The organism is Pseudomonas sp. ENNP23, from assembly GCF_001728945.1.
In the GTDB taxonomy this organism is placed as follows: Bacteria; Pseudomonadota; Gammaproteobacteria; order Pseudomonadales; family Pseudomonadaceae; genus Metapseudomonas; species Metapseudomonas otitidis.
The window spans coordinates 60,767-86,350 of record NZ_LYSP01000013.1 but is presented as its reverse complement, the minus strand read 5'-3'; the positions used below and the strand labels follow the sequence as shown (position 1 = coordinate 86,350).

At 68.3% G+C, this 25,584-nt stretch carries 29 protein-coding genes; 17 read left to right on the top strand and 12 right to left on the bottom strand.

Annotated elements, in window-relative coordinates; genetic code table 11:
* The first annotated feature begins 1 nt into the window (after nt 1).
* A complete protein-coding gene (ubiX, locus tag A9G05_RS09970) occupies nt 2-631 on the top strand; it encodes a flavin prenyltransferase UbiX (RefSeq protein WP_044410813.1) in 630 nt (209 codons plus the stop codon).
* On the top strand, nt 624-911 hold the full coding sequence (locus tag A9G05_RS09965) for a YceK/YidQ family lipoprotein (RefSeq protein WP_069560819.1): 288 nt from the start codon (nt 624-626) through the stop codon (nt 909-911). Before ubiX ends, A9G05_RS09965 begins: the two co-directional genes overlap by 8 nt.
* Before the next feature lie 70 nt (nt 912-981).
* Here A9G05_RS09965 and A9G05_RS09960 read toward each other — a convergent pair whose 3' ends face one another.
* The 7 genes from A9G05_RS09960 to A9G05_RS09930 form a co-directional block, all read right to left on the bottom strand.
* Entirely contained in the window at nt 982-1,449 is a 468-nt protein-coding gene (locus tag A9G05_RS09960; protein ID WP_069560818.1) for a YbaK/EbsC family protein, read from the bottom strand.
* A gap of 22 nt (nt 1,450-1,471) precedes the next feature.
* The gene (locus A9G05_RS09955) at nt 1,472-2,338 is read right to left on the bottom strand and encodes an MBL fold metallo-hydrolase (protein WP_069560817.1); all 867 of its coding nucleotides are present in this window, start codon (nt 2,336-2,338) and stop codon (nt 1,472-1,474) included.
* Nucleotides 2,339-2,395: 57 nt separating this feature from the next.
* Nucleotides 2,396-3,007 (bottom strand): class I SAM-dependent methyltransferase, encoded by a 612-nt coding sequence (locus A9G05_RS09950; protein WP_069560816.1) that lies wholly within the window; start codon nt 3,005-3,007, stop codon nt 2,396-2,398.
* Between the two features lie 91 nt (nt 3,008-3,098).
* Nucleotides 3,099-3,740: an oxidoreductase gene (locus A9G05_RS09945; RefSeq protein WP_069560815.1), complete on the bottom strand. Its 642-nt coding sequence runs from the start codon at nt 3,738-3,740 to the stop codon at nt 3,099-3,101.
* Between the two features lie 32 nt (nt 3,741-3,772).
* A complete protein-coding gene (locus A9G05_RS09940) occupies nt 3,773-5,497 on the bottom strand; it encodes a C13 family peptidase (RefSeq protein ID WP_069560814.1) in 1,725 nt (574 codons plus the stop codon).
* An 85-nt stretch (nt 5,498-5,582) separates the two neighbouring features.
* Nucleotides 5,583-5,795, bottom strand: a complete 213-nt coding sequence (locus A9G05_RS09935; RefSeq protein WP_021221502.1) for a TM2 domain-containing protein — start codon at nt 5,793-5,795, stop codon at nt 5,583-5,585.
* Nucleotides 5,796-5,915: 120 nt separating this feature from the next.
* Nucleotides 5,916-6,371, bottom strand: a complete 456-nt coding sequence (locus A9G05_RS09930; RefSeq protein ID WP_044410793.1) for a MaoC family dehydratase — start codon at nt 6,369-6,371, stop codon at nt 5,916-5,918.
* A 232-nt stretch (nt 6,372-6,603) separates the two neighbouring features.
* Here A9G05_RS09930 and A9G05_RS09925 point away from each other — a divergent pair, with 232 nt between their 5' ends.
* Genes A9G05_RS09925 through A9G05_RS09915 form a run of 3 tightly spaced genes read left to right on the top strand, consistent with a single transcriptional unit; the run spans nt 6,604 to nt 8,283 of the window.
* On the top strand, nt 6,604-6,966 hold the full coding sequence (locus A9G05_RS09925; RefSeq protein ID WP_069560813.1) for a CidA/LrgA family protein: 363 nt from the start codon (nt 6,604-6,606) through the stop codon (nt 6,964-6,966).
* Nucleotides 6,967-6,968: 2 nt separating this feature from the next.
* The gene (locus tag A9G05_RS09920; protein WP_139131117.1) at nt 6,969-7,679 is read left to right on the top strand and encodes an LrgB family protein; all 711 of its coding nucleotides are present in this window, start codon (nt 6,969-6,971) and stop codon (nt 7,677-7,679) included.
* A 10-nt stretch (nt 7,680-7,689) separates the two neighbouring features.
* A complete protein-coding gene (locus A9G05_RS09915; RefSeq protein WP_069560811.1) occupies nt 7,690-8,283 on the top strand; it encodes an LON peptidase substrate-binding domain-containing protein in 594 nt (197 codons plus the stop codon).
* A 44-nt stretch (nt 8,284-8,327) separates the two neighbouring features.
* Here the strand turns inward: A9G05_RS09915 and A9G05_RS09910 are convergent, their stop codons facing one another.
* Nucleotides 8,328-9,647 carry a bifunctional DedA family/phosphatase PAP2 family protein gene (locus tag A9G05_RS09910; RefSeq protein WP_069560810.1) on the bottom strand — a complete coding sequence of 440 codons (1,320 nt, stop codon included), beginning with the start codon at nt 9,645-9,647 and terminating at the stop codon, nt 8,328-8,330.
* Entirely contained in the window at nt 9,644-10,354 is a 711-nt protein-coding gene (locus A9G05_RS09905; RefSeq protein WP_069560809.1) for a DNA-3-methyladenine glycosylase, read from the bottom strand. Before A9G05_RS09905 ends, A9G05_RS09910 begins: the two co-directional genes overlap by 4 nt.
* A gap of 113 nt (nt 10,355-10,467) precedes the next feature.
* Here A9G05_RS09905 and A9G05_RS09900 point away from each other — a divergent pair, with 113 nt between their 5' ends.
* A complete protein-coding gene (locus A9G05_RS09900) occupies nt 10,468-11,328 on the top strand; it encodes a class I SAM-dependent methyltransferase (RefSeq protein ID WP_069560808.1) in 861 nt (286 codons plus the stop codon).
* A gap of 18 nt (nt 11,329-11,346) precedes the next feature.
* Here the strand turns inward: A9G05_RS09900 and A9G05_RS09895 are convergent, their stop codons facing one another.
* Nucleotides 11,347-12,570: an alpha/beta fold hydrolase gene (locus A9G05_RS09895; RefSeq protein WP_069560807.1), complete on the bottom strand. Its 1,224-nt coding sequence runs from the start codon at nt 12,568-12,570 to the stop codon at nt 11,347-11,349.
* 299 nt (nt 12,571-12,869) lie between these two features.
* Between A9G05_RS09895 and A9G05_RS09890 the strand changes: the two genes are divergently transcribed.
* From A9G05_RS09890 to lipB, 11 genes are all read left to right on the top strand, one after another.
* A complete protein-coding gene (locus A9G05_RS09890; RefSeq protein ID WP_069560806.1) occupies nt 12,870-14,135 on the top strand; it encodes a glutamate-5-semialdehyde dehydrogenase in 1,266 nt (421 codons plus the stop codon).
* Entirely contained in the window at nt 14,135-14,779 is a 645-nt protein-coding gene (nadD, locus tag A9G05_RS09885) for a nicotinate-nucleotide adenylyltransferase (RefSeq protein ID WP_069560805.1), read from the top strand. Before A9G05_RS09890 ends, nadD begins: the two co-directional genes overlap by 1 nt.
* A 22-nt stretch (nt 14,780-14,801) precedes the next feature.
* Nucleotides 14,802-15,155: a ribosome silencing factor gene (rsfS, locus tag A9G05_RS09880; protein ID WP_044410769.1), complete on the top strand. Its 354-nt coding sequence runs from the start codon at nt 14,802-14,804 to the stop codon at nt 15,153-15,155.
* A 12-nt stretch (nt 15,156-15,167) separates the two neighbouring features.
* Nucleotides 15,168-15,635 carry a 23S rRNA (pseudouridine(1915)-N(3))-methyltransferase RlmH gene (gene rlmH, locus A9G05_RS09875; RefSeq protein ID WP_044410767.1) on the top strand — a complete coding sequence of 156 codons (468 nt, stop codon included), beginning with the start codon at nt 15,168-15,170 and terminating at the stop codon, nt 15,633-15,635.
* A gap of 9 nt (nt 15,636-15,644) precedes the next feature.
* On the top strand, nt 15,645-17,546 hold the full coding sequence (mrdA, locus tag A9G05_RS09870; protein ID WP_069560804.1) for a penicillin-binding protein 2: 1,902 nt from the start codon (nt 15,645-15,647) through the stop codon (nt 17,544-17,546).
* A 38-nt stretch (nt 17,547-17,584) separates the two neighbouring features.
* Nucleotides 17,585-18,688, top strand: coding sequence for a rod shape-determining protein RodA (gene rodA, locus A9G05_RS09865; RefSeq protein ID WP_170832283.1), 1,104 nt, complete (start codon nt 17,585-17,587; stop codon nt 18,686-18,688).
* A 14-nt stretch (nt 18,689-18,702) separates the two neighbouring features.
* Nucleotides 18,703-19,713, top strand: a complete 1,011-nt coding sequence (gene mltB, locus A9G05_RS09860) for a lytic murein transglycosylase B (protein ID WP_069560802.1) — start codon at nt 18,703-18,705, stop codon at nt 19,711-19,713.
* 3 nt (nt 19,714-19,716) lie between these two features.
* A complete protein-coding gene (locus A9G05_RS09855; protein WP_069560801.1) occupies nt 19,717-20,727 on the top strand; it encodes a septal ring lytic transglycosylase RlpA family protein in 1,011 nt (336 codons plus the stop codon).
* A gap of 96 nt (nt 20,728-20,823) precedes the next feature.
* The gene (locus A9G05_RS09850; RefSeq protein WP_069560800.1) at nt 20,824-21,987 is read left to right on the top strand and encodes a D-alanyl-D-alanine carboxypeptidase family protein; all 1,164 of its coding nucleotides are present in this window, start codon (nt 20,824-20,826) and stop codon (nt 21,985-21,987) included.
* An 88-nt stretch (nt 21,988-22,075) separates the two neighbouring features.
* Complete coding sequence (locus tag A9G05_RS09845) at nt 22,076-22,354, top strand: DUF493 domain-containing protein (protein ID WP_044410750.1); 279 nt, start codon at nt 22,076-22,078, stop codon at nt 22,352-22,354.
* Nucleotides 22,354-22,977, top strand: coding sequence for a lipoyl(octanoyl) transferase LipB (lipB, locus tag A9G05_RS09840; RefSeq protein WP_083265565.1), 624 nt, complete (start codon nt 22,354-22,356; stop codon nt 22,975-22,977). Before A9G05_RS09845 ends, lipB begins: the two co-directional genes overlap by 1 nt.
* A gap of 67 nt (nt 22,978-23,044) precedes the next feature.
* On the opposite strand, the gene lipA is transcribed toward lipB, so the two are convergent.
* Nucleotides 23,045-24,097 (bottom strand): lipoyl synthase, encoded by a 1,053-nt coding sequence (lipA, locus tag A9G05_RS09835; RefSeq protein ID WP_069560799.1) that lies wholly within the window; start codon nt 24,095-24,097, stop codon nt 23,045-23,047.
* Between the two features lie 124 nt (nt 24,098-24,221).
* Entirely contained in the window at nt 24,222-25,544 is a 1,323-nt protein-coding gene (locus A9G05_RS09830; protein ID WP_069560798.1) for a lytic murein transglycosylase, read from the bottom strand.
* Nucleotides 25,545-25,584 lie beyond the last annotated feature (40 nt).

Here is a 25,584-nt window from a genome sequence, read left to right as displayed (position 1 = left end):
CATGAGCGGCCCTGAACGCGTCACCCTGGCGATGACCGGCGCCTCCGGCGCCCAGTACGGCCTGCGCCTGCTGGACTGCCTGGTGCGGGAGGATCGCGAGGTGCACTTCCTCATCTCCAAGGCCGCGCAGTTGGTGATGGCGACGGAGACCGACGTCACCCTGCCGGCCAAGCCCCAGGCGATGCAGGCGTTCCTCAACGAGTACACCGGCGCCACGCCGGGGCAGATCCGTGTGTACGGCAAGGAGGACTGGATGGCCCCGGTGGCCTCCGGCTCCGGCGCACCGGCGGCGATGGTGGTGGTGCCCTGTTCCACCGGCACCCTCTCGGCCATCGCCACCGGGGCCTGCAACAACCTGATCGAGCGGGCGGCCGATGTGGCCCTGAAGGAGCGCCGCCAACTGATCCTGGTCCCCCGCGAGGCGCCGTACTCCAGCATCCACCTGGAGAACATGCTCAAGCTGTCCAACCTCGGCGCGGTGATCCTGCCGGCGTCGCCGGGCTTCTACCATCAGCCGCAGACCCTCGATGACCTGGTGGACTTCGTGGTCGCGCGCATCCTCAACCTGCTGGACATCCCCCAGGACATGCTGCCGCGCTGGGGCGAGCACCATCGGGTGAGCGATGAATAACGGCGCACTCGCGCTGTTGCTGGCGCTGGCCCTGCCGGGCTGCGCCAGCGTCACCACCCTCAACGCCGCCAAGCCCGGTGCGCCGATCATCTACTCCGGCACCCGGCTCGATTGGTACGCCCTCCATGACGGTTGTTGCCCCATCGACCGTTTCGGCACCGAACCTCCGACCTGTCCGGCCGTCGACCTGCCCGCCAGCGCGTTGCTGGACACCCTGCTGCTGCCGCTTTCCGTGGCGGGGGAGCTGGGGATAGGGCTGGGGATTCGCGGCGGCAACTGATTGGGCGGGGGCGTGCTCCCGGGCTGAAGCCCGGGCTACGTCGCTGTCTGGCGCGAGCGTGAGCCGAGGCTCAGGCCAGGTCCTGGCACACGTCCACCCATTGGGCGGCGACGAGGTCGGCCAGGCGTTCGGGAGTGATGCGAACGGCGCTGTGGATGGCGCCGGCGGCGGGGACGACTTCTTCGAAGGCTTGCAGCGAGCGGTCACAGTAGACCGGCAGCGGGGTGGCCAGGCCGAAGGGGCAGACGCCGCCCACCGGGTGGCTGGTGAGGGCCTCCACGGTTTCGGCGTCGAGCATCCGCGCCTTGGCGCCGAAGGTTTCCTTGAACTTGCGGTTGTCGATGCGGGCATCGCCGCGGGCCACCACCAGCACGGCATCTTCGCCAACGCGGAACGCCAGGGTCTTGGCGATGCGGCCGGGCTCGACACCGTGGGCCTCGGCGGCCAGGGCGACGGTGGCGGTGCTGGTTTCGAGTTCGATGATCGCGATGTCCGGCGCCTTGCTGGCGAAGAAGGCGCGCACGGATTCCAGGCTCATGGGATCGGTCCTTGGTCGGGGGTCAGCACGCCAGGTCGCGGACGTCGGGCAGGCTGTCGGCAAGCCCGTAGCGACCCTTGGCGTCGCGGGTCACCCGGCCGATGGCGACGGCCGGGTCGTGGGTGAAGACCAGGCGGCCATTGCGGGCCAGCAGGTCGGCCAGCAGGGCTTCCTTCTCTTCGATCAGGCCCTCGGGGAAGCGGTCGTAGCCCATGGTGATGGGCAGGTGGACCCAGGGGGCGCCGGGGATCAGGTCGCCGCTGAACACCACCGGGCCATCGGGCATCTGCACTTCCGGCAGGAGCTGGCCGGGGGTGTGGCCATCGCTCCAGTGGAAGCGCCAGTCGGCGCCGAGGGTGGTGCTCTGTTCGCCGTCTTCCAGCAGCTCCAGCCGCTCGCTGGCCTGCAGCAGTTCCAGCAGTTCGGGAATGTAGGAGGCGCGGTCACGGGCGTGGGGTGTGCAGGCGCGCTGCCATTGGCGGCGGCCGGTGATGAAGCGGGCATTGGGGAACAGCAGGCGCAGCGGCTGGCCTTCTTCCCAGGGGGCGAGCAGGCCGCCGGCGTGGTCGAAGTGCAGGTGGGTGAGCAGCACCACGTCGATGTCGGCATGGCCGAGGCCCACAGCCGCCAGGCTGTCGAGCAATACGTGGTGGCTCTCCTGCACGCCGTAGCGCTGCTTCAGGTCCGGGGAGAAGAAGGCGCCGATGCCGGTTTCCACCAGCACGTTGCGTTCGCCTTCACGCACCAGCAGGGCGCGGCAACCGAGGTCGATGCGGTTGAGGGCATCCGGGGCCATCCAGCGCTCCCAGAGGGCGCGCGGGGCGTTGCCGAACATGGCGCCGCCGTCGAGTTTCTGGCTGTTGCCGGTGAGGGTGGTGAGGGTGCGCATGTCGGTCCCTGTCTGCGTGCGGAGCGGGCAAGGCTAACCCGAATGCCGGGGCGCCGGTCAATCCGCCCAGCCGCTGTAGACGAAGGTCATGGGGCGCGGGCCGGGCAGGTAGCGGGTGTTCAGGTCGCCGATGCGAAAGCCGCCGGCCTCGATCAGGCGGGGGATGTCGCGGTCCAGGTGGCAGCCCCCGGCCAGCGGTTTCCACAGCGGCGTGAGGCGTTGCTGCCAGCGCACCACGCCGGGGTCCGGGGCCAGGCCGTGCTCGGCGAAATGCAGGCGGCCGCCGGGCTTGAGCACGCGGCGCATTTCCCGCAGGGCGGCGACGGCGTCGGGGATGGTGCAGAGGGTGAAGGTGCAGACGATGCTGTCGAAGCGGCCGTCGTCGGCGCGGATCTCGCCCAGCTCCAGGGCGATGGTTTCCACCGGGATGGCGATGGCGGCGGCGCGCTGTCGGGCCAGGGCCTGCATCTGCGCGGCGGGATCGACGCCGGTCACCCGGCTGACCCGCTGCGGGTCGTAGAAGGCGAGGTTGAGGCCGGTGCCGATACCGATCTCCAGCACCTCGCCCTCGGCGTTGGGCACCACCTGGGAGCGGGTCTTCATGACGTGGCCCATGCCGCAGGCGTAGTCGATCAGGCGCGGCAGGATGTGGCGGTCGTAGAACTGCATGGGCGTTCCCTTCCTGGGGCTGCGGAGCTGTCCACCCTACAGGCGCGGTCGGTTGGGTGTCGCGGGCGTTCCGGCCAAGGCCTGGGGCGCTTCAGCGGCCCAGGCGGCGCAGTTCGTCCGATTCCACCACGCGGGTGCCTTCGCCGGTCTCCAGAGCCAGGCGCCAGAGCGCGCGGGCCAGGGTACAGGCTTCGATGCCCCGGTACTTGCCGGGGATCAGGCGCATCAGCGGGGCGGCGAGGCGTTCGCCGAGGCGGAACTCCTGGCGCGGGCCGAGCAGCAGGGAGGGGCGGGCGAGGGTGAGTTGCGGCCAGCCCTGGTCGCGCAGGGCGTCTTCCATCTCGCCCTTGACGCGGTTGTAGAAGACCGATGAGCCCCGGTCCGCGCCAAGGGCGCTGATGACCAGGTAGTGCCGTGCCCCCAGTTCAAGGGCGCGGCGGCCGACGGCCATCACCAGGTCGAGGTCGATGGCGCGGAAGGCCTCCTGGGAGCCGGCCTGGCGGATGGTGCTGCCCAGGCAGCAGAAGGCGGTGTCGATGGGGCCGCCGAGCTGGGGCAGCAGGTCGGCCAGCTCGCCCACCGGGTTTTCCAGGCGCGGATGGGCGGCGAGCGGGCGGCGCGAGGGGGCGAGCACGCGCTCGACGGTGCGCTCGTTGAGCAGGCGGTCGAGCAGGTGCTCGCCGGTGAGGCCGGTGGCGCCGGCGAGCAGGATGTGCTGGGGCGTCAGGTGCATGGTGGCTGTCTCTCCGCTGACACAGGTTCAGCTTAGTGGCTGGCCGGGGTTTTGGCCCCGTCCGCCGGCTTGTCGGCCAGTGCCTGCAGGGCCTGGTTGGCGCGCAGGCGCTTCCAGTGGGCGAGCACGGCCTTGGGAGCCCAGATCTGCGGTTCGGATGGTTCGAAGTCGTCCTCCTTCTCCCATTTGGCGACTGCCTCGCGGGCGAGCTTGAAGGCGCGCTGGAGGTCGTCGGTCTGGTTCAGGGCGTCGGCCAGCAGGGCGCGGCCGAAGTAGGTGAAGTCGTTGTCGTCGGAGCAGCCGAAGGACACGCGATCGGCACGGGCGGCGGTCATCACCAGGGTCTTGTCGTCCTTCAGGGCGGGGATGAAGCCGCCGGAGTAGCAGGCGGAGATCACCAGCACCTTGTGACGGTCGCGCAGGGGGGCGAGGAGGGTGGCCAGGTCGGCGGCGGCGAGGTCGGACAGTTGCAGGCCGGGTTGCTCCAGGGCGAGCTGGTGGTCGGCGGAGCCGTGGCTGGTGAGGTAGAGGAACACCAGGTCTTCCGGGCCGCTGCGCGTGGCCAGGGTCTCGACGGCGCGGGCGAGGCTCTCGCGGGTGGCCAGGGGGCGGTCGGCCATGTGGTCGCGGTGGTTCACCAGGGTGATGTGGCCACGGGCGGCGAAGCGGTCGCTCATCAGCTTGGCGGCGTAGTCGGCTTCCCGCAGGAACACGCTCTGGCGGCCATCGCCGCCCAGGCTCAGGCTGTACAGCTCGGGGGCCGGGGTGGACGGCGGGACGGCGCTGAGGGCCTCGTCCAGCAGGCGCCCCTGTTGCAGCAGGCCGACCTCCAGCGGGTCGGGCAGTGCCTGGCCGGCGGCATCGCGCACGCGGCGGCCGTTGCGCCAGGTGCCGCGCTCCTGCTCGCCGCTGGCCAGGGTGAGGGTGCCGTCGCCGGCGTAGCGACCGTTGGCGAAGCCGCCGACGTAGTGGCTGCCGTCGGCCAGGTGCAGGTCGCCCTGGCCGTGGTAGCGCCAGGTGCGGAAGGCGCCCTGGTAGTGCTCGCCGTCGGCACCCTTGTATTCGCCCTTGCCGGTCAGCGTGCCGTTGCGGAACTCACCGCTCCACACCGCGCCTTCGGCGTTCTGGTAGCGGCCCTTGCCGTTGAAGCGGTTGCTGGCGAAGCCGCCGCTGTAGCGGTCGCCGTCGCTGCCCTGGTAGTCGCCTTCGCCGTTCAGTTGGCCCTGCTTGAAGGTGCCGCTGAAGCGGTTGCCTTCGCTGTCGGTGAGCACGCCGGGGCCGTCGGGCTGGCCGTTGCGGAAGCGGCCCTGGTGCTCGCTGCCGTCGGGCATGCGCAGGGTGCCGAGGCCGTGGTACTGGTCGTTGCGAAAGCCGCCCTGGTAGACCATCTCACCTTGCGCGAGGCGGCCTTCGCCGTCGAAACGGTTGCCCTTGAAACCGCCTTCATAGACGGTGCCGTCGCGGTAGGTCATGCGGCCCTTGCCGTCGAACAGGCCGTCGCGGAACTCGCCTTCGTACGCCACGCCTTCCGGGCCGTGCCAGCGGCCCTGGCCATTGGCCTGGCCGTCCTTGAAGCGGCCTTCGAACCAAGTGCCATTGGTGTAGTCGAGGCGGCCGGGGCCTTGCAGCAGGCCGTCGACCACCTCGCCCCGGTAGCGGGCGCCATCGGGCAGTCGGGCGTCGGGCGGGGTGATGGGCTCGCCCTCGCCGCAGGCGGCGAGCAACACGGCAAGGCTGAGGGGAAGAAGGGCTTTCATCGGCAGTCCCTGGCTGAATGGCTGCCCTAGTGTGGCGTAAAAAAGCCCGCGTGAGCGGGCTTTTGTAGCGGACGTGTGAGGCCGATCAGGTCCACTGGGTGATCTTGTTGCCCTGTTTGTCGGTGAAGGCGCCGACGATGATCATGATGAAGTCGATCAGGGTCCAGATGCCCAGGCCACCGAGGGTGAGGATCTGCAGGATGGCGGTGCCGATCTTGCCGGCGTAGAAACGGTGGGCGCCAAAGGTGCCGAGGAAGAAGCAGAGCAGGAAGGCGGGCAGGATGCGCTTTTCGGTCATGGAACTGTCCTTGTAGACGGTGCGGTTGGAGAGTCCCCTGGGCGGGGTGGGCGGCATTCTAGCGAGACGAGACGCTCGGGGCGAGAGGCGCCGGCTGCTTTCGCAGCGGCGCCGGGGGCGTCAGACGAAGCAGAGGCTGAGGGACTCGGCGACGTAGGCCGGCTTGGCCTGGCCTTCGATCTCGAGGGTGGCGCGGGCCTTGATCAGCCACTGGCCGGGGTTCTTCTCGGTGACGTCGAGCACGGTGAGGGCCAGGCGTACCCGCGAGTTAACCGGCACCGGCTGGATGAAGCGGACGCTGTCCAGGCCGTAGTTGATGCCCATCTTCAGACCTTCGGGGAGCACCAGCAGTTTTTCCGACAGCACCGGGATCAGCGACAGGCTGAGGAAGCCGTGGGCGATGGTGGTGCCGAAGGGGGTGCGCTTGGCCTTCTCCGGGTCGACATGGATGAACTGGTGGTCGCCGGTGCATTCGGCGAACTGGTTGATGCGTTCCTGATCGATGGTCAGCCACTCGGAGTGGCCCAGGTCCTTGCCAATGTAGCTTTTCAGTTCTGCAACGGGTACGAACGGCATGCTTCATCCTCCGTGGACGGTTTTTTCTTCTTCTTGTGGCGGGCTGGCTCGCCCGACGCTTTGGCGTAGATCAGCACGGGGTTCGGGCCTGGTCAAGCCGGCATGGTCTCTGCGAATGGCGGGTTATAGCGGGCAGGGCAGGCGTGCCTATAATGGCCCACCCTGGTTCCGGCCCGTCTGCGACGGGCCTGCGGAGACGGAGCAGGGACGGAAGACTGTCTGGAGACCCCTCATGCTGCTGCGTGGCTTGACCTGGCTGGTGCTGTTCCAGTTGCTCGGCACCGGGCTGAACGCCCTGTTCCTGCACATGCTGCCCGGCCCCATCATCGGGCTGGTGCTGTTGTTCGTGTTCCTCGTCGTTCGGGGCGAGGTCGGGGAGCCGCTGACGGTGGCGTCCGGCGCCCTGTTGCGTTACCTGCCGCTGCTGCTGGTGCCGCCGGCGGTGGGGGTGATGGTCTACGCGCAGGCGATCTGGGAGGACGCCTGGGCGGTGGTCGGTGCGCTGGCGTTGTCGGCGTTCTTCACCCTGCTGTTCGTGGGGTGGCTGATGCAACGGTTGATCGACCGCCGCGACAGCGGGGAGGGCAAGGCATGAGCCTGGCATGGCAACCGGCCTGGCAGGCCGTGGTGCACCACCCGTTGTTCGGTGTGGGTCTTACCCTCGCCGCCTACCAGTTGGCCAGTTCGTTGTACGAGCGCTCCCGGCTGATGTTCCTGCAGCCGGTGCTGGTGTCGATGGCGCTGGTGATCGCGGTGCTGGTGCCGCTGGGCGTCGGCTATGACGAGTACCGCCAGAGCACCACGCTGCTCAACCTGCTGCTGGGCCCTGCCACGGTGGCGCTCGCAGTGCCGCTGTTCCTCAACCTCAAGCGCATTCGCCTGTTGTTCTGGCCGACGCTGCTGACCCTGGCCCTCGGCGGGCTGGTGGCCACGGCGATGGGCGTCGGCCTGGCCTGGGTGTTCGGCGCCGAGCACATGGTGTTGATGACCATGGCGCCCAAGTCGGTCACTTCGCCCATCGCCATGCTGGTGGCCGAGCAGATCGGCGGTGTGGCGGCGCTGGCGGCGGTGTTCGTGCTCATCACCGGGGTGGCCGGGGCCATGCTCGGGCCGGAGATGCTGCGCCGCGTCGGCGTCCACCACCCGGCCGCGCAAGGCATGGCGCTGGGTATTACCGCCCATGCGGTGGGCACCGCCCGTGCGCTGCAGGAGGGCGAGGAGTGCGGCGCTTTCGCGGCGTTGGCGATGAGCCTGATGGGGGTGGCGACGGCGGTGCTGCTGCCGTTGGCCGTGGCGATGATTGTGTGAGGGACGAGTGATGGAACTGCCGCTGTTTCCTTTGAATACCGTGTTGTTCCCCGGCTGCATGCTCGACCTGCAGTTGTTCGAGGCGCGCTACCTGGACATGATCGGGCGCTGCATGAAGCAGGGTGCCGGCTTTGGCGTGGTGGGCATCCTCGAAGGTGAGGAGGTCGGCAGCGCCGCCCATCGCATTGCGCCCCTGGGGTGCGAGGCGCTGATCCGTGACTGGCAGCAACTGCCCAACGGGCTGCTGGGCATCCGGGTCGAGGGCGCTCGACGCTTCACGGTCGAAAGCACGCGTGTGCAGGCCGACCAGCTCACCCTGGGGGATATCGCCTGGCTGGACGACGATGATGCCGACCGGCCGTTGCTGCCGGAGCACGCTGACCTGGCCGCGCTGCTCAATGCACTGGCCGAGCACCCGCTGGTGAAGGGGCTGGGCATGGGCGGCCTGGCCCACGGCCAGCAGGAGCTGGCCAACCAGTTGGCCTACCTGCTGCCGTTCTCCCTCGATGAGAAGCTGGAGTTGCTGGCCCTGGGCAGCCCGGATGCGCGGCTCGACCACCTGCAGACGCTGCTGAACCGCCTGCAGGGCGACGTCATCGCCTGATCACGCCGGGCGTGGCCCTTCTTTCGCCACGCCCAGGCGCCTTCCTATTTGTAGCGATACAGGCTGAAGGCCTCTGGCAGCGCCCAGGTGGCGAAGCCGCCGAGCAGAGCCAGTGCGGCCGGCAGCAACAGCCACCAGACCCGTGGACTCAGTGCCGGCAGCGAGGCCTGGCGCTGGATCAGTGCCAGCCAGCCGGCACACACGCAACTGGCCAGCAGGGCGCCGGCGATGATGTCGGTCGGCCAGTGCACCCCGAGGTAGACCCGCGACAGCGCGATGCTGGCAGCCGGCAGGCAGGCCAGCAGCATCCAGGTCAGGCGCAGGCGCGGCGGCTGGCCACGGCCGGCCAGCACCCCCAGCACGAGGAAGAATGCGAATGCGGCGGAGCTGTGGCCGCTGGGGAAGCTGAAGCTGCTCAGCGGTTCGGCCAGCACGTCGGGTCGGGCCCGGGCGAACAGGTGCTTGAGAGCGCCATTGGCCAGGGCGGTGGTGATCAGCGTGCCGCCGGCAAACAGTGCGTGGCGCCATTGCCGGGCCAGGAGCAGCAGGCCGGTGATCAGCGCGCCGGCGAAGAACTGGGTGCGGAAATCGCCGAGGCGCGTGACCAGCACCGCCAGGCTGTCGAGGGTGGCCTGACGTTGCTCCTGCACCAGTGCCATCAGGCCCTGGTCGAAGTCATGCAGGGACGACCAGCCGAAGAACAGCGCCACCAGCAGCACCAGGCTCAGGCCAGCGGCGAGCGAGGTGGCCCAGCGCTTGTGCCGCAGGCTGCCCTGGACGATCAGGCCGATCATCACCAGCACCGCGACCACCACCACGGCGGCCTCGCTCCAGAACCCCTCCGGCAACGGCAGGCGCAAGGCTGCTCCGGTGGCCCAGCCGGGCAGCAGGTAGGCCACGGACCAGCCGGCTGCTGCCACCAGGCTGACGACGGTGAAACGCAGCAGCGGCATGTCCAGCATGCCGGCCACCATGGGCAGCATGGGCCGCAGCGGGCCGATGAAGCGGCCCACCAGCAGACTGGCCACGCCGTAGCGCTGGAAGTAGGTCTCGGCCCCGGCCAGCCACTCCGGGTGGTGGCGCAACCCGGGCAGCCGGCGGATGTTCTGGTGGAAGCGCCGCCCCAGCCCGTAGGAGATCGCGTCCCCCAGCAGGCCGCCGAGGTAGCCTAGCAGCAGGGTCTCGCCCAGGCCCAGGGCGCCGCTGCCGGCCATGGCCGCCACGGCGAACAGCAGCACAGTGCCGGGCACGATGATGCCGGCGATGGCCAGGCATTCGACGCAGGCGATGGTGAAGATGGCCAGGCCCAGCCATTGGGGGTTGGCGCTGAGCCAGTCGGTGATGGCGTGCAGCCATTCGGTCATGCGGGCGTTCCTTCGATCAGGTGGTAGTGCTCGCCTTCGAGCTGCCCCCGGCGCAACGGGTTGCGCGTGCAGTGGCGGGCGTAGGTGGCGTCGACGAAGCGATAGGGCAGGTGCTCGTCGCGGCCGCTGGGGATGCCGAGGCGGGTGGTCTGGATGATGGCGGTGGGATGTGCGCCGGTGTCGTCGACGAACAGTCGGGCGGGGTCGAAGCGTTGCGCGTCCCAGTCCGGCACCTTCAGCCCCAGCGCCTTGCACAGCAGCGTCTGGCCGTTGCAGAGGCGCTCGGGCGGGCGCGGGCGACCCTGGGCATCGGGGTTGTTGGCCTGCATGACGGCCAGGGCCTCGGGGCCGGACACGGCATCCACCCAGGGATAGGCGGACTTGATCAGCACCGCGTTGCCGGGCCCCTGGGCGCTGAAGTTCAGCGAGTCGCCACCCCGGGCGTAATACATGTAGATGTGACCGCCATCGAGGAACAGCGCCCGGCGCTTCTCGGTGTAGCCGAGGGAGGCGTGGCTGCCTTTCTCGGCCAGGTAATAGGCTTCGGTCTCGATGATGCGGGCCGACAGCCAGCGCCCGTTGACGCGGTGGCGGATGACCTTGCCCAGCAGCTCGCGGGCCAGCACCTGGGCGTCGCGGTCGAAGAACCCGTCCGCCAGGGGGCGGGCGCCGGGCCAGGGCAAACTTAGGGTGGGATCGTCGGGCATGGGCTGTTGGTGGGCTATGGCTCGGAATAGGCTGGCGATTATACGGAAGCCCCGCTTGATCGAAGCTGAACGGCGGGGCGGGAACACACTCAGAAAAACAATAAGAGCCCGCCATGACCCGAGCCGTTCGCGCCGACAGCACCCACATCACCCCCAGTGCCCACTACACCGGCTATGTCTGGTACCGCCATCGCCTGGCCGAGGCGCCCTTCGCCACGGCGTTCGGGCGTTGGGTCCACGGCGCGCTCAGCCCTATCGCCTGGGGCGCGCGGGCGCTGTTCGGGCTGGACATCGAGCAGTTCCTGCTGCAGCGCCACCTGCTGATCGACGCCCGCCTGGAGCAGGCGATCCGTGATGAGGGCGTTGTGCAGGTGGTGGAAATCGCCTGTGGGCTCTCGCCTCGGGGGCGGCGCTTCTGCCTGCGCCATCCGCAGTTGCGCTATCTGGAGGCGGACCTGCCGCCGATGGCTGCGCGCAAGCGCCTGTTGCTGCACGCCGAGGGTTGGTTGAGCAGTCGCCATCAGGTGCGTGCGGTGGACATCCTCGCCGGGGAGGGCGCCCAGGGGCTGGAGGCGCTGTTCTCCGGCCTGGATACCGGGCTGCCGGTGGTGGTGATCACCGAGGGGCTGGTGAACTACTTCCAGTTGCCGGTGATCGAGGGCTTCTGGCGGCGCCTGGCCGAGCAGATGCGCAGCTTTCCCAGCGCGACCTACCTCACCGACCTCTACCCCGACCTGCGCGAGCACCCGCGCTACCGCCAGGTGCGCTGGGGCGTCGGGTTGGTGGGGCGGCTCACGCGCGGGCATTACCCGCTGCACTACCGCAGTGCCGAGGCCATCGTCGATGGCTTTTCCGCCTGCGGCTTCGACCGGGTCTCGGTGCTTGACCCAAGCGAGCCAGGGGCCGGGCTCGGCCTGGCACCCGGGCGCTGGCCCGCCCTTGTGCGGGTGGTGGAGGCCCGCACCGGGGCCTGAGCCCCGGTGGCCTGCCGATCAGGCGGCGGCTGCCAGTTGCGCCGGGCGGACGTGCTCGGCAAGGGCGGCGCTGGCGGCGGCGTCCATGTGGGTGAACACCAGGGACAGCGCGTCACCGGTCTGGCGCAGGGGCAGCAGGTCCAGCGCTGGCAGGCCCTCCATTGCCAGTTGCCAGCCTCGGACCGGCAACCCTGCCGGGAGCGCGCCCTGCAGGTGGGCACCGAAGAAACCCAGTTCCTGAACCTCTACCGGGAAGCTGCCCAGCTCGGCGTGATGCAGCCGGGCGGCGCGCTGTGCCGGCGCGAGCCGGAGCTCCTGGCGGCGCTCCATCTCATTGAGGCGGCTGCGGGCCAGGCGGGTCGCGCCGATGGGCGTGGCTGGCAGCGCCTGGTCGAGGAAGAAGGGGCGGTAAAGCTGGGCGCAGGCGTTGCGTCGCTCGAACTGAGCAAGGTGGTCGCCGTCGTGGATCAGCGCGCAATCGGCCTGGGTGCAGGCGGTGGTGAAGGCGGCGTGCTCCCAGGGCTGGGTGAAGTGGTCGAACTCGCCGGCCAGCACCAGGGTCGGGCACCTGGGGTAGTGCGTGAACCCGGCGAAGTCCAGCAGGCGGCGGCTGTTCTGCCGGTAGCGCTCGCGCTCGGCGCCGGTCAGGCGTTGCAGTTGGCGCAGCATGGCCTTGCGAAAGCCGGGGCTGATGCCGGTGCGTTCCAGTCGCAATGGGTTGATCAGGCCGGTCAGCGAGCCCTGGGCGAACTCCGCCAGGCGCTCCTCTTCCAGCAGGTGCAGGCTCTCCTCCAGCAGGGCGCGGGCGCCAGGGCGACCGAAGGTGGTCACACCCGCCAGCAGCAGGCGTGCGCAGCGCTGGGGATGGCGGCTGGCGAACAGCGCTGCCAGGGCCGAGCCGTAGGACAGGCCGATGGGCATCAGCGGTGGCAGCGCGAGGGCCTCGGCGAAGTCGGCGATCAGGTCGGCCAGCGCCTCCAGCCCCAGTTCCGGGGCCAGTTGCAGGTTGCCGCCCTGGCCGGGCAGATCGAGGAGGATCACCGGGTGGTGCTCCAGCAGTTCCTCCACCTCGGCGGCGAAGGAGCGAAAGCTCTGGAATGCGCCCCCCAGCATCAGGATGGGGAGACGGGTGTCGTGGGCATGGCGGGACCAGGCCTGGTAATGCAGGCGCCAGGTGCCTGTTTCGAGGACGGACGGGGGCGTGCCGAGCTGGTCGGCGTGGTAACCGGTGCGGTAATGCATGGCGATTCTCCGGCGCTCGGGCGCCTTGTTGTTGTTCTCGCCGCGGTTCGGGGCGCGGGGGCACGCTTTGAAGGTAAACACCGGTGACGATTTTGTTTACCCATCCTTCGGGCGGGGGCGGTGGGGTGGGGTGTGGGCGGGTGTCACCGTCTCGCCCCGGCCTGCGTGGCCTGGGCGTTCGGACGGGATTCGCCGATGCGCTGGAACGGGCTGTCTACCATCCGCCCGGCGCTGCTGGGCGGCGGGCGCACGCGCGGGCTATAATCGCCCACTTTTCCCAACCGCCAGACGCCGAGACCATGACCGAGTCCGTTCTCGATTACATGACCCGCCTGGGCCGCGCTGCGCGCGCCGCCTCGCGCGTGGCCGCCCGTGCCAGCACTGCGCAGAAGAACCGCGCCCTGCTGGCCGCCGCCGATGCCCTGGACGCCGCCCGTGCGGAGCTGTCCGCTGCCAACGAGCTGGATCTGGCCAGCGGCCGGGCCAATGGCCTGGAGCCAGCCATGCTGGACCGCCTGGCGCTCACCCCGGCACGCATCGACGACATGATCGAGGGCTTGCGCCAGGTGGCCGGACTGCCGGACCCGATCGGCGAGATCCGCGACATGCGCTACCTGCCCTCCGGCATCCAGGTGGGCAAGATGCGTGTGCCGCTGGGGGTGATCGGCATCATCTACGAGTCGCGCCCGAACGTGACCATCGACGCGGCCAGCCTGTGCCTGAAGTCGGGCAACGCCACCATCCTGCGTGGTGGTTCCGAGGCCATCCACTCCAACCAGGCCATTGCCCGCTGCATCCAGCAGGGCCTGGCTGACGCCGGCCTGCCCGCCGAACTGGTGCAGGTGGTGGAAACCACCGACCGCGCCGCCGTGGGCGCGCTGATCAGCATGCCGGAGTACGTGGACGTGATCGTCCCCCGTGGTGGCAAGGGCCTGATCGAGCGCATCAGCCGCGACGCCAAGGTGCCGGTGATCAAGCACCTGGACGGCATCTGCCACGTCTACATCGACATCGCCGCCGACCTCGACAAGGCCATCCGCGTGGCGGACAACGCCAAGACCCAGCGCTACGCGCCGTGCAACACCATGGAAACCCTGCTGGTACACCGTGGCATCGCCGAGCGTGTGCTGCCGCCGCTGGCCGCCATCTACCGCGACAAGGGCGTCGAGCTGCGTGGCGATGCGGCCACCCGCGCGCTGCTGGGCAGCGACGTGCTGGAGGCGACCGAGGACGATTGGCGCACCGAGTACAACGCGCCGATCCTGTCCATTCGCATCGTCGATGGTCTGGAGCAGGCCATCGAGCACATCAACACCTACGGCTCGCAACACACCGACGCGATCATCACCGAGAACTTCAGTGATGCGCGGCGCTTCCTCACCGAGGTGGATTCCGCCTCGGTGATGGTGAACGCCTCCACCCGCTTCGCCGATGGCTTCGAGTACGGTCTGGGCGCGGAGATCGGCATCTCCACCGACAAGCTGCACGCACGCGGCCCGGTCGGCCTGGAAGGGCTGACCAGCGAGAAGTACGTGGTCTTCGGCGACGGGCACATCCGCACCTGATGATCCAGCGTATCGGCCTCTTCGGCGGCACCTTCGACCCGGTCCACATCGGCCATCTGCGGGGCGCCCTCGAGGTGGCCGAGCTGATGGCGTTCGACCAGCTGCGGCTGATCCCCAGCGCCCGCCCGCCGCACCGCGAGGCACCGCAGGTATCGGCGGCCGACCGGCTGGCGATGGTGGAGCTGGCGGTGGCCGACCTGCCGCCGCTGCGGGTGGACGACCGCGAGCTGCGCCGCGAGCGGCCGTCCTGGACCATCGACACCCTGGAGTCGCTGCGGGCCGAAGTGGGCGAGTCCGACCAGTTGTTCCTGATGCTTGGCTGGGACGCCTTCTGCGGCCTGCCGGGCTGGCACCGCTGGGACGAGTTGCTGAGCCACTGCCACATCCTGGTGCTGCAGCGTCCGGATGCGGACACCGAGCCGCCGGAGGAGCTGCGCGACCTGCTGGCGGCACGCAGCGTGGCCGATCCGCTGGGCCTGAGCGGGCCTGGCGGACAGATTTCATTCGTCTGGCAGTCCCCGCTGGCGGTTTCCGCCACGCAGGTCCGCCAGTTGCTGGCCGACGGGCGCTCGGTGCGCTTCCTTGTGCCCGACGCGGTGCTGGCCTATATCCACGCGCACGGTCTGTACCGTGCGGCGAACTGATTCATCCGAGGTAATTGAACCGATGCAAAACGAAGAACTGGTCAAGATCGCCCTCGCGGCGCTTGAAGACATGAAGGCCCAGGACATCACCACCATCGATGTACGCGGCAAGACCAGCGTCACCGACTTCATGGTGATCGCCAGCGGCTCCTCCAGCCGCCACGTCAAGTCCCTGGCGGAGAACGTGCTGGAGAAGGTCAAGGAAAACGGCGTCCGCGCCCTGGGCAGCGAAGGCCTGGACGGCGGCGAGTGGGCCCTGCTGGACCTGGGGGATGTGGTCGTGCATGTGATGCAGGTCGCCACCCGCCAGTTCTACGACCTGGAGCGCCTGTGGCAGGGCGCCGAGCAGAGCCGCGCCCAGCATCCCCAGGAATAACGGAGCACCGCCTTGCGTCTGCGTCTGATCGCCGTCGGCTCGCGCATGCCCCGCTGGGTGGAGGAGGGCTGGAACGAGTACGCCAAGCGCCTGCCGTCCGAGCTGTCCCTCGATCTGGTGGAAATCCCCCTGACCACGCGCGGCAAGAACGCCGACGTGGCGCGGATGATCCGCCAGGAGGGCGAGGCGATGCTGGCCAAGGTCCAGCCTGGGGAACGCATCGTCACCCTGGAAGTCGAAGGGCGTGCCTGGAGCACCGAGCAACTGGCTGCCGAGCTCGACCGCTGGCGCCTCGACGCGCGTACCGTGAACCTCATGGTGGGTGGCCCCGAGGGGCTGGCGCCGGAGGTGTGCGCGCGCAGCGAGCAGCGCTGGTCGCTGTCGCCGCTGACCCTGCCGCACCCGCTGGTGCGGATTCTGGTGGGCGAGCAGATCTACCGCGCCTGGACCGTGCTCTCCGGGCACCCCTACCACAAGTAAGCCGTACCGATGCCGCAACCGATCCGCCTGAAGGACCACGAGAAGGATGCCCGCCTGGTGCGTCGGCGCGTCGTGGTGGGTGCCGTTGCGGTGTTGCTGCTGACCTGCGCATTGATTGCCCGCCTGTATTACCTGCAGGTGATCCAGTACGAGTACCACTCCACGCTCTCGGAAAATAACCGGGTGCATGTGCAGCCGATCCCGCCGACACGGGGGCTGATCTTCGACCGCAACGGCCTGATCATCGCCGACAACCGCCCCAGCTTCAGCCTGACGGTGACCCGCGAGCGCGCTGGCGACTGGAAGAGCGTGCTGGACGTGATCGTCGAGGTGCTGGAGCTGACGCCGGACGACCGCGCGCTGTTCGAGAAGCGCATGAAGCAGGGTCGACGCCCTTTCGAGCCGGTGCCGGTGCTGTTCGAGCTGACCGAGGAGCAGATCGCCCGCATCGCGGTGAACCAGTTCCGCCTGCCCGGTGTGGAGGTGGCTGCCCAACTGGTACGCCACTACCCGCAGGGCGCGCACTTCGCTCACTCGGTGGGCTACGTCGGGCGGATCAACGAGAAGGAGCTCAAGGAGCTCGACCCGATCAACTACAGCGGCACCCACCACATCGGCAAGACCGGAATCGAGCGCTTCTACGAGGACACGCTGCACGGCGAGGTGGGGTACGAGGAAGTCGAGACCAACGCCCGTGGCCGTGTGCTGCGGGTGCTCAAGCGCACCGACCCGAAGCCCGGCAAGGACCTGGTGCTGACCCTGGATGCGCACCTGCAGGAAGCGGCAGAGGACGCCCTGGGTGGGCGCCGGGGCGCCATCGTGGCCATCGAGCCATCCAGCGGCGATGTGCTGGCCATGGTCAGTCAGCCGAGCTTCGACCCGAACCCCTTCGTCACCGGCATCAGCTTCAAGCAGTACGCCGAGCTGCGCGATTCCATCGACCGGCCGCTGTACAACCGCGTGCTGCGCGGGCTCTATCCGCCGGGTTCGACGGTCAAGCCGATGGTGGCGGTGTCCGGTCTCGAAGCCGGGGTGGTGACGCCGGATTCACGGGTGTTCGACCCGGGCTACTACCAACTGCCCAACTACGATCACAAGTACCGCAACTGGAACCGCTCCGGTGACGGCTGGGTGAACCTGGAGGCCGCGATCATGCGGTCCAACGACACCTACTTCTACGACCTTGCCCACAAGATGGGCATTGATCGCCTGCACCAGTCCATGAGCCGCTTCGGTTTCGGCCAGAAGGTGGCGCTGGACATGTTCGAGGAAACGCCGGGTCTGATGCCCTCCCGCGACTGGAAGCGTTCCCGTTACCGCCAGGCCTGGTTCCCGGGGGAGACGCTGATCCTCGGCATCGGCCAGGGCTACATGCAGGCCACGCCGTTGCAACTGGCCCAGGCCACCGCGCTGATGGCCAACCGTGGCAGGTGGGTCCGCCCGCACCTGGCCAAGAGCATCGGCGGCGAGCCGCCGGTGGACGAGAACCCGATGCCCGACATCACCCTGCGCGACCCGAAGTTCTGGGACTACGCGCGCTCCGGCATGGAGCAGGTGGTGCACGGTGCGCGGGGCACCGCCCGCAAGGTGGGCGCCGCCTCCGTTTACCGCATTGCCGGCAAGTCCGGTACGGCCCAGGTGGTCGCCATCAAGCAGGGCGAGCGCTACGACCGCTCGAAGGTCCAGGAGCGCCACCGCGACCACGCGCTGTTCATCGCCTTCGCCCCGGCCGACGATCCGAAGATCGCCGTGGCGGTGATGGTGGAGAACGGCGAGTCCGGCTCCGGGGTGGCGGCGCCGGTGGTCAAGCAGGTGATGGACGCCTGGCTGCTTGGACCGGACGGCCAGCTCAAGCCCGAATTCCGCCCTGCAGGCGCGCCTGCGACCGCTGATGCGAGTATTCGCCGATGAACAGCAACTTCGACCGCACCCTGTCCAATGAAGACGTGATGCGCCGCCGGGCCAGCCTGCTGCAGCGCCTGCACATCGATGGCCAGTTGCTGCTGCTGCTGCTGTTGCTGGCGGTGGGCAGCCTGTTCGTCCTCTATTCCGCCAGTGGCAAGCACTGGGACCTGCTGATGAAGCAAGCCTCGTCCTTCGGCATCGGCCTGGCGGCCATGTGCGCCATCGCCCAGTTCGAGCCACGCTTCCTGGCCCGCTGGGTGCCCCTGGGCTACGCCGGCGGGGTGCTGCTGCTGGTGGTGGTGGACGTGATGGGCCACAACGCGATGGGCGCGACCCGCTGGATCAACATTCCCGGGGTGATCCGCTTCCAGCCGGCGGAGTTCATGAAGATCCTGATGCCGGCGATGATCGCCTGGTACCTGTCCAAACGGACCTTGCCTCCCAAGCTCAAGCACATCGTGGTCAGCCTGGCGCTGATCGTCGTGCCCTTCGTGCTGGTGGTGCGCCAGCCTGACCTGGGCACGGCGTTGCTGATCCTGGCCTCCGGCGCCTTCGTGCTGTTCATGGCCGGTCTGCAGTGGCGCTGGATCCTTGGTGCGGTGGCGGCGGTGGTCCCGGTGGCGGTGGGCATGTGGTACTTCGTGATGCACGACTACCAGAAGCAGCGCGTGCTGACCTTCCTCGACCCCGAGAGCGACCCGCTGGGCACGGGCTGGAACATCATCCAGTCCAAGGCGGCCATCGGTTCCGGCGGGGTATTCGGCAAGGGCTGGCTGCTGGGCACCCAGTCGCACCTGGATTTTTTGCCCGAAAGCCACACGGACTTTATCATTGCCGTCCTCGGCGAAGAGTTCGGGCTCGTGGGCATCTGCATCCTGCTGCTGGTCTACCTGCTGCTGATCGGGCGCGGGCTGGTCATCACCGCCCAGGCCCAGACGCTGTTCGGCAAGCTGCTGGCGGGCAGCCTGACCATGACCTTCTTCGTCTACGTGTTCGTCAACATCGGTATGGTCAGCGGTCTGCTGCCAGTCGTGGGGGTACCCCTTCCCTTCATCAGCTACGGTGGCACCCACCTGGTGACGCTGTTGTCGGGCTTCGGGGTTTTGATGGCGGTCCACACCCATCGCAAATGGATCGCCCAGGTTTGAAACGAGTGGAAGCATTGAACGTACTGCGTAGCTGGATGGTGCAAGGCGCCGCCGGGATCGGCCTGGCAGGCCTGCTGGGCCTCGCCGGCCCGGCCTTGGCAGGGGATTACGACGGCAGCCCGCAGGTGGCCGAATTCGTTTCGGAGATGACCCGCGATTATGGCTTCGCCGGGGAGCAACTGGTCGCCCTGTTCCGTGAGGTGCAGCGCAAGCAGGCCATCCTCGATGCGATCTCGCGCCCGGCCGAACGGGTCAAGCCGTGGAAGGAATACCGGCCGATCTTCATCACCGATGCACGCATCCAGAAGGGCGTGGCGTTCTGGAACCAGCACGCCGAGGCCCTGGCCCGTGCGGAGCAGGAGTACGGCGTGCCGGCCCAGGTGATCGTCGCCATCATCGGTGTCGAGACCTTCTACGGCGGCAACACCGGCAGCTACCGGGTGATGGATGCGCTGTCCACCCTGGGCTTCGACTACCCGCCGCGCGCGGACTTCTTCCGCAAGCAGCTCAAGGAGTTCCTGCTGCTGGCCCGCGAAGAGCAGATCGACCCACTCAGCGTTAAGGGGTCCTACGCCGGCGCCATGGGTCTGCCGCAGTTCATGCCGGGCAGCTTCCGTGCCTATGCCGTGGATTTCGACGGCGACGGTCATATCGACATCTGGGGCAACCCGGTGGACGCCATCGGCAGCGTCGCCAGCTACTTCAAGCGCCATGGCTGGGCCGCCGGTGCACAGGTGGTCAGCCGCGCCCAGGTGCGTGGCGAGCAGGCCGACGAGGGCCTCAGCGAAGGCCTTGAACCGACGAAAAGCGTGGGTGAACTGCGTGCCCTGGGCTGGGCAAGCGGCGATGCCTTGCGCGATGATCTCGCCGTCACTGCGTTCAAGCTCGACGGCGCCGATGGCCTGGAGTACTGGATGGGGCTTCCCAACTTCTACGTGATCACCCGCTACAATCGCAGCGTGATGTACGCCATGGCCGTGCATCAGCTTTCCGAATCCCTGGTCAAAGCGCGGGGCGGGCGTTAATCCATGCGGTCTCTTCCGATTCGAATTGCCACCTACGGCACCCTGGCCCTGTTGCTGGCCAGCTGCTCCAGCAGTCGCAGCCCCCAGTACACCCAGCCGGGTGGCCCGATCTCCGGGCCGGGCGACTACTCCCGTCCGCACAAGGATGGCGCGCCCTGGTGGGATGTGGACGTCTCGCGCATTCCCGATGCGGTGCCGATGCCCCACTACGGCAGCTTCAAGGCCAACCCCTACACCGTGATGGGCAAGACCTACTACCCGATGGCCGACGCCCGCCGCTACCAGGCCGTGGGCACCGCCTCCTGGTACGGCACCAAGTTCCACGGCCAGGCCACTGCCAACGGCGAGGCCTACGACCTCTATGGCATGACCGCCGCCCACAAGACCCTGCCGTTGCCCAGCTACGTGCGGGTGACCAACCTGGAGAACGGCCGCAGCGTGATCCTGCGGGTCAACGACCGCGGGCCGTTCTATTCCGACCGCATCATCGATCTGTCCTTCGCTGCGGCGAAGAAACTCGGCTATGCCGAGGTCGGCACCGCGCGTGTGAAGGTCGAGGGCATCGACCCCCATGAGTGGTGGGCTGCCCAGGGGCGTCCGGTGCCCATGGTGCTGGCCCAGCCGCAGCAGGTAGCCAAGCCCCAGCCGGCGCCTGCCACGCAAGCACCCATCGTGGCCGCCTCCACGGTCGAACAGTACACCCCGCCGCCTGAGCAGCACGCCGCTCCCGTGATGCCGGTGCAGATCGACTCAAAAAAAAACGCTTCACTCGGAGCCTCTGGCCTGTATCTCCAGGTTGGCGCCTTCGCCAATCCGGACGCTGCGGAACTCCTGAAGGACAAGCTCAGCTCGATGGTGGCTGCCCCGGTGTTCATCAGCTCGGTGGCCCGCAACCAGCAGATCTTGCATCGGGTGCGTCTGGGGCCGATCGACACTCAGGGTGAAGCCCAGCAGCTCCAGGACAGCATCAGGCTGGCGAACCTGGGTCAGCCGACCCTGGTCAAACCGGACTGACGCCGGACGGCGGACCCGGAGCAGTGCGCGGTTCCGGGGTCGCCCTCCTTCTTCCCGCAAGGGACTGTTTCACCTTCAACCAATTCAGAGAGACGGATGAACATCATCAGCTTCGCGAAACGCCTCCTACTGCCAGCCGCTCTGCTCATCGCCATGCCGGTGTCGCAGGCCGCCGAGCAGATCATTCCCGCCCCCCCGCAACTAGCTGCCAAGTCCTATGTACTGATGGACGCACAGAGCGGCCAGGTGCTGGTGGAGAACAATGGTGACGAGCGCCTGCCGCCTGCCAGCCTGACCAAGCTGATGACCGCTTACATCGCCACCCTGGAAATCCGCAAGGGCCAGATCGGCGAGAACGACCCGGTCACCATCAGCGAGCACGCCTGGCGCACCGGCGGCTCGCGCATGTTCGTCAAGGTCAACACCCAGGTGGCCCTGGGCGACCTGCTTCACGGCATCATCATCCAGTCCGGCAACGACGCCAGCGTGGCGGTGGCCGAGCACATCGCCGGCAGCGAGGACGCCTTCGCCGACATGATGAACACCACGGCCGAGAAGCTGGGCATGAAGAACAGCCACTTCATGAACGCCACCGGCCTGCCCAATCCGGAGCACTATTCTTCCGCCCACGACATGGCCCTGCTGGCCCGCGCGATCATCTACGAGGACCCGGCCCATTACGCCATCTACTCGCAGAAGGAGTTCCTCTGGAACAACATCAAGCAGCCCAACCGCAACCTGCTGCTGTGGCGTGACAAGACCGTCGACGGCCTGAAGACCGGCCACACCGACGAGGCCGGCTACTGCCTGGTGGCTTCCGCCGTGCGTGACAACCAGCGCCTGATCGCCGTAGTGTTCGGCACCAACAGCGAACAGGCCCGCGCCGCCGAGACCCAGAAGCTGCTGACCTACGGCTTCCGTTTCTTCGAGACCAAGACCTTCTACCAGAAGGGCGCCGAGCTGGCCAAAGCCCAGGTCTGGAAAGGTACCGCCCGCGAAGTGAAGGCCGGCCTGGCCAACGACCTGACCCTGACCCTGCCGAAGGGCCAGTTGCAGAAACTGCAGGCCGCCATGACCCTGTCGCCCCAACTGGTCGCTCCGATCAAGCAGGGTGACGTGATCGGCAAGGTCGAAGTGAAGCTGGACGACAAGGTGGTGCACAGCGCCGACCTGGTTGCCCTGGAAGCTGTCGAGGAGGGTGGTTTCTTCCGCCGCCTGTGGGATAGCATCCGCCTGTTCTTCTTCGGCCTGTTCAACTGAGCCGATCCCACCACTGACCCACTGCCGAAGCCCCGTACTCCACAGGAGACGGGGCTTCCGCCTCGCGGACTATGGGTCCGCCGCCGCCATGACCGATACCGACGTACAAGCCCCGAAAATCGAATTCCCCTGCGAGCGCTACCCGATCAAGGTGATCGGCGATGCCGGTGAAGGTTTCGCCGACCTGGTGATCGAAGTGATCCAGCGCCACGCCCCCGACCTCGATGTCACCACCCTGGTGGCCCGCGACAGCCGCAACGGTCGCTTTCTCTCCGTACAGGTGCTGATCACCGCCACCAGCGTCGACCAGTTGCAGGCGATCCACGTCGACCTGCGCGCCACCGGCCGTGTGCACATGGTGCTGTAGTGGCGCCCGAGCTGATCGTGCGTCGCCTCGGGCTGGTCGAGTACCTGCCCACCTTCGAGGCGATGCGCCGCCTGACGGCTGAGCGTAACGAGCAGACGCCCGACGAGATCTGGCTGCTGCAGCATCCCCAGGTGTTCACCCAGGGTCAGGCCGGCAAGGCCGAGCACCTGCTGGCGCCAGGGGATATCCCGGTGATCCAGGTGGACCGGGGAGGGCAGGTGACCTACCACGGTCCCGGTCAGTTGGTGGCCTACCTGATGCTGGACCTGCGCCGCCTCGGTCTGGGCGTGCGCGAGTTGGTCACCGCCATGGAGCAGAGCCTGGTGGACGTGCTGGCCACCTACGGCATCGAAGCGGCGCCCAAGGCCGACGCGCCGGGTGTCTACGTGAACGGCGACAAGATCGCTTCACTGGGCCTGCGTGTCAGCCGTGGCTGTTCGTTCCACGGCCTGGCGCTGAATGTCGACATGGACATGTCGCCCTTCTGGCGCATCAACCCCTGTGGCTATGCCGGGCTGAAGATGGTCCAACTGAAGGACCTGCTGGCGCAGCCCGCGCCCCTCGACGAGGTGGCGGAGCGCCTGGAACAGGCCCTGCGGGTGCGGCTCGGCTACGCCGGCTGACCTCATTGCCGCTGACATGAAAAAGCCCCCGCCGGCCTGCCGACGGGTGCTTTTCACTATGAGCGGATCAGTTCAGGTTGAGGGCCGGGATCAGGCTCTCGTCGGTGGACTGGCCGGGAACCGGCACCGGCGCAGCGAGGCCCAGGTTGTTCTTTTCGAATACGCGGTCGGCGCGGTAGCTGGAGCGCACCAGCGGGCCGGCGGCGACCTCCATGAAGCCCTTCTCCAGGCCGATGTCGCGGAAACGGTTGAACTCTTCCGGGCTGACCCAGCGTTGTACCGGCAGGTGGTTGCGGGTCGGTTGCAGGTACTGGCCGAGGGTGAGGATGTCGACGCCGATGGCGCGCAGGTCGTCCATGGTCTCGATGATCTCCTCGTCGGTCTCGCCCAGGCCCAGCATCAGGCTGGTCTTGGTCAGGACCGACGGGCGATGGCGTTTGGCGTGGGCCAGCACGCCGAGGGTCTTCTCGTAGCCGGCTCGGGGGTCGCGGACGATGTGGGTGAGGCGTTTCACCGTTTCGACGTTCTGGGCGAACACTTCCAGCCCCGAATCCACCACGCGCTCGATGGAAGGCAGGTCGCCGTCGAAGTCCGGCGTCAGCGCTTCGACCACCACCTGCGGGGTGCGCTCCTTGATGGCACGCACACAGGCGGCGTAGTGACTGGCGCCACCGTCGTCGAGGTCATCGCGGTCCACCGAGGTCAGTACGATATAGCGCAGGGCCATCAGCTCGACGGATTTGGCGGTGTTCTGCGGCTCTTCCAGATCCAGCCAGCCGTTGGGGTTGCCGGTGTCCACGGCGCAGAAGCGGCAGGCCCGGGTGCACACCGAGCCCATCAGCATGATGGTGGCGGTGCCGTTGGACCAGCACTCGCCCATGTTCGGGCAGTGGGACTCCTGGCACACGGTGCTCAGGCGGTGTTCGCCGACGTTGCGCTTGACCGCCTCGAAGCGGCTGCCACCGGGCGCCTTGACCCGCAGCCACTTGGGCTTGGGTTCGAACACCTGGGGCTCGGCGGAGTTGCGGCGCTTCTGGCCGTCCTTGATTGCGGTGATCCCCTGGGCCGTACGGAACTTCTCGCCACTGGCGACGGGTTTGGACGGACTGGTATCGGACATCGGACGGGCTCCGCTAGAGGCTGATCAGGCTGCCGCAGGGGGCAAGGAGGGTGGCGGATTCTACCACAAAGGTGGTGCCGTTCTGGCAGTCGCCGGGCCGCTCGGACCCGGCGAAAGGAAGGTGTCAGCGGCCGTTGCGCAACTGCAGCAGCAGGGCTGGAGTGGGGTAGCCGTCGGCGGGCCAACCCAGGCGCTGCTGGTAGCCGCGGATGGCCTTGCGGGTGTTGGCACCGATGATTCCGTCGGCAGCACCTGGGCTGTAGCCGCTGCTGGCGAGGGCTTCTTGTAGTTCGATGCGCTCGGTGCGGCTGAGGGGACGGTCTTCCTTCGGCCAGGCGCCGGTGATCTGCCCCGCACCGTCGAAGCGCTGGGCCAGCAGGCCCACGGCCAGGGCATAGGAAGAGGAGTTGTTGTAGCGCAGGATTGCGCGGAAGTTGTCCAGCACCAGGAAGGCCGGACCGCGATGGCCGGCGGGGACCAGCAGTGCGGCGCGGTCCTGGTCGAGGCCCGGTGCCAGGGGCACCTGGACCCCGAGCTGGCGCCACTCACCGACTGTCTTGCGGATGTCCGCGTCGGCCTGGGCGTAGTCGAAGCCGGCCGGCAGCCGCACCTCGGCGCCCCACGGTTTGCCCATCTGCCAACCGGAGGCCTTGAGGTAATGGGCGGTGGAGGCCAGGGCATCGGCGGTGGAGTTCCAGATGTCGCGGCGACCGTCGCCGTCGAAGTCCACGGCGTGGCTGTTGTAGGTGGTGGGGATGAACTGGGTCTGGCCCATGGCGCCGGCCCAGGAGCCGCGCATGCCGCTGGGCTGGATGTCGCCATGCTGGATGATGCCGAGGGCGGCGATCAGTTGTTCGTGGGCGAAGGTCGGGCGACGCCCCTCATAAGCCAGGGTGGCGAGGGAGCGGATCACCGACTTTTCGCCCATGAACTGGCCGAAGCTGCTTTCCATGCCCCACACCGCCACCAGGACCTGGCGGTCGACGCCGTAGCGGGCCTCGATGGCACTGAGCAGGGTGGCGTGCTGTTTCAGCAGGCCCTGGCCCTTGCGAACGCGGTAGGGCGACAGCGCGCCGTCGAGGTATTCCCAGACGGGGCGGGTGAATTCGGGTTGGCTCCGGTCGGCGGCGACCACGCTCGGGTCGGGGGTGACGCCGACGAAGGCCTGGTCGAGGATGGTGGCGCGGATGCCGGCTGCCAGCGCTTCCTGGCGGAAACGATCACGCCATTGCTCGAAGCTCTCGCCGGGCTGGGCGATCAGCGGGGACGGGGTGGTGGCCGTGCTCGACGGGCCGGGCGTGGCCAGCACGGCGGTGGCCGTGGCGGTACTGGACTGGGAAGCGGGCGCGGTGGCGGTGGGTGTTTCGGCGCAGGCGCTCAGGGCTGCGAGGGTGGAAGCCACGGCCAGGCTGCGGAGCATGGGGCCGGGGGCTGGTGCGCGGAACATGGACAGGTCTCGACGGCAGGCCAAACAAGCCGCGACCTTA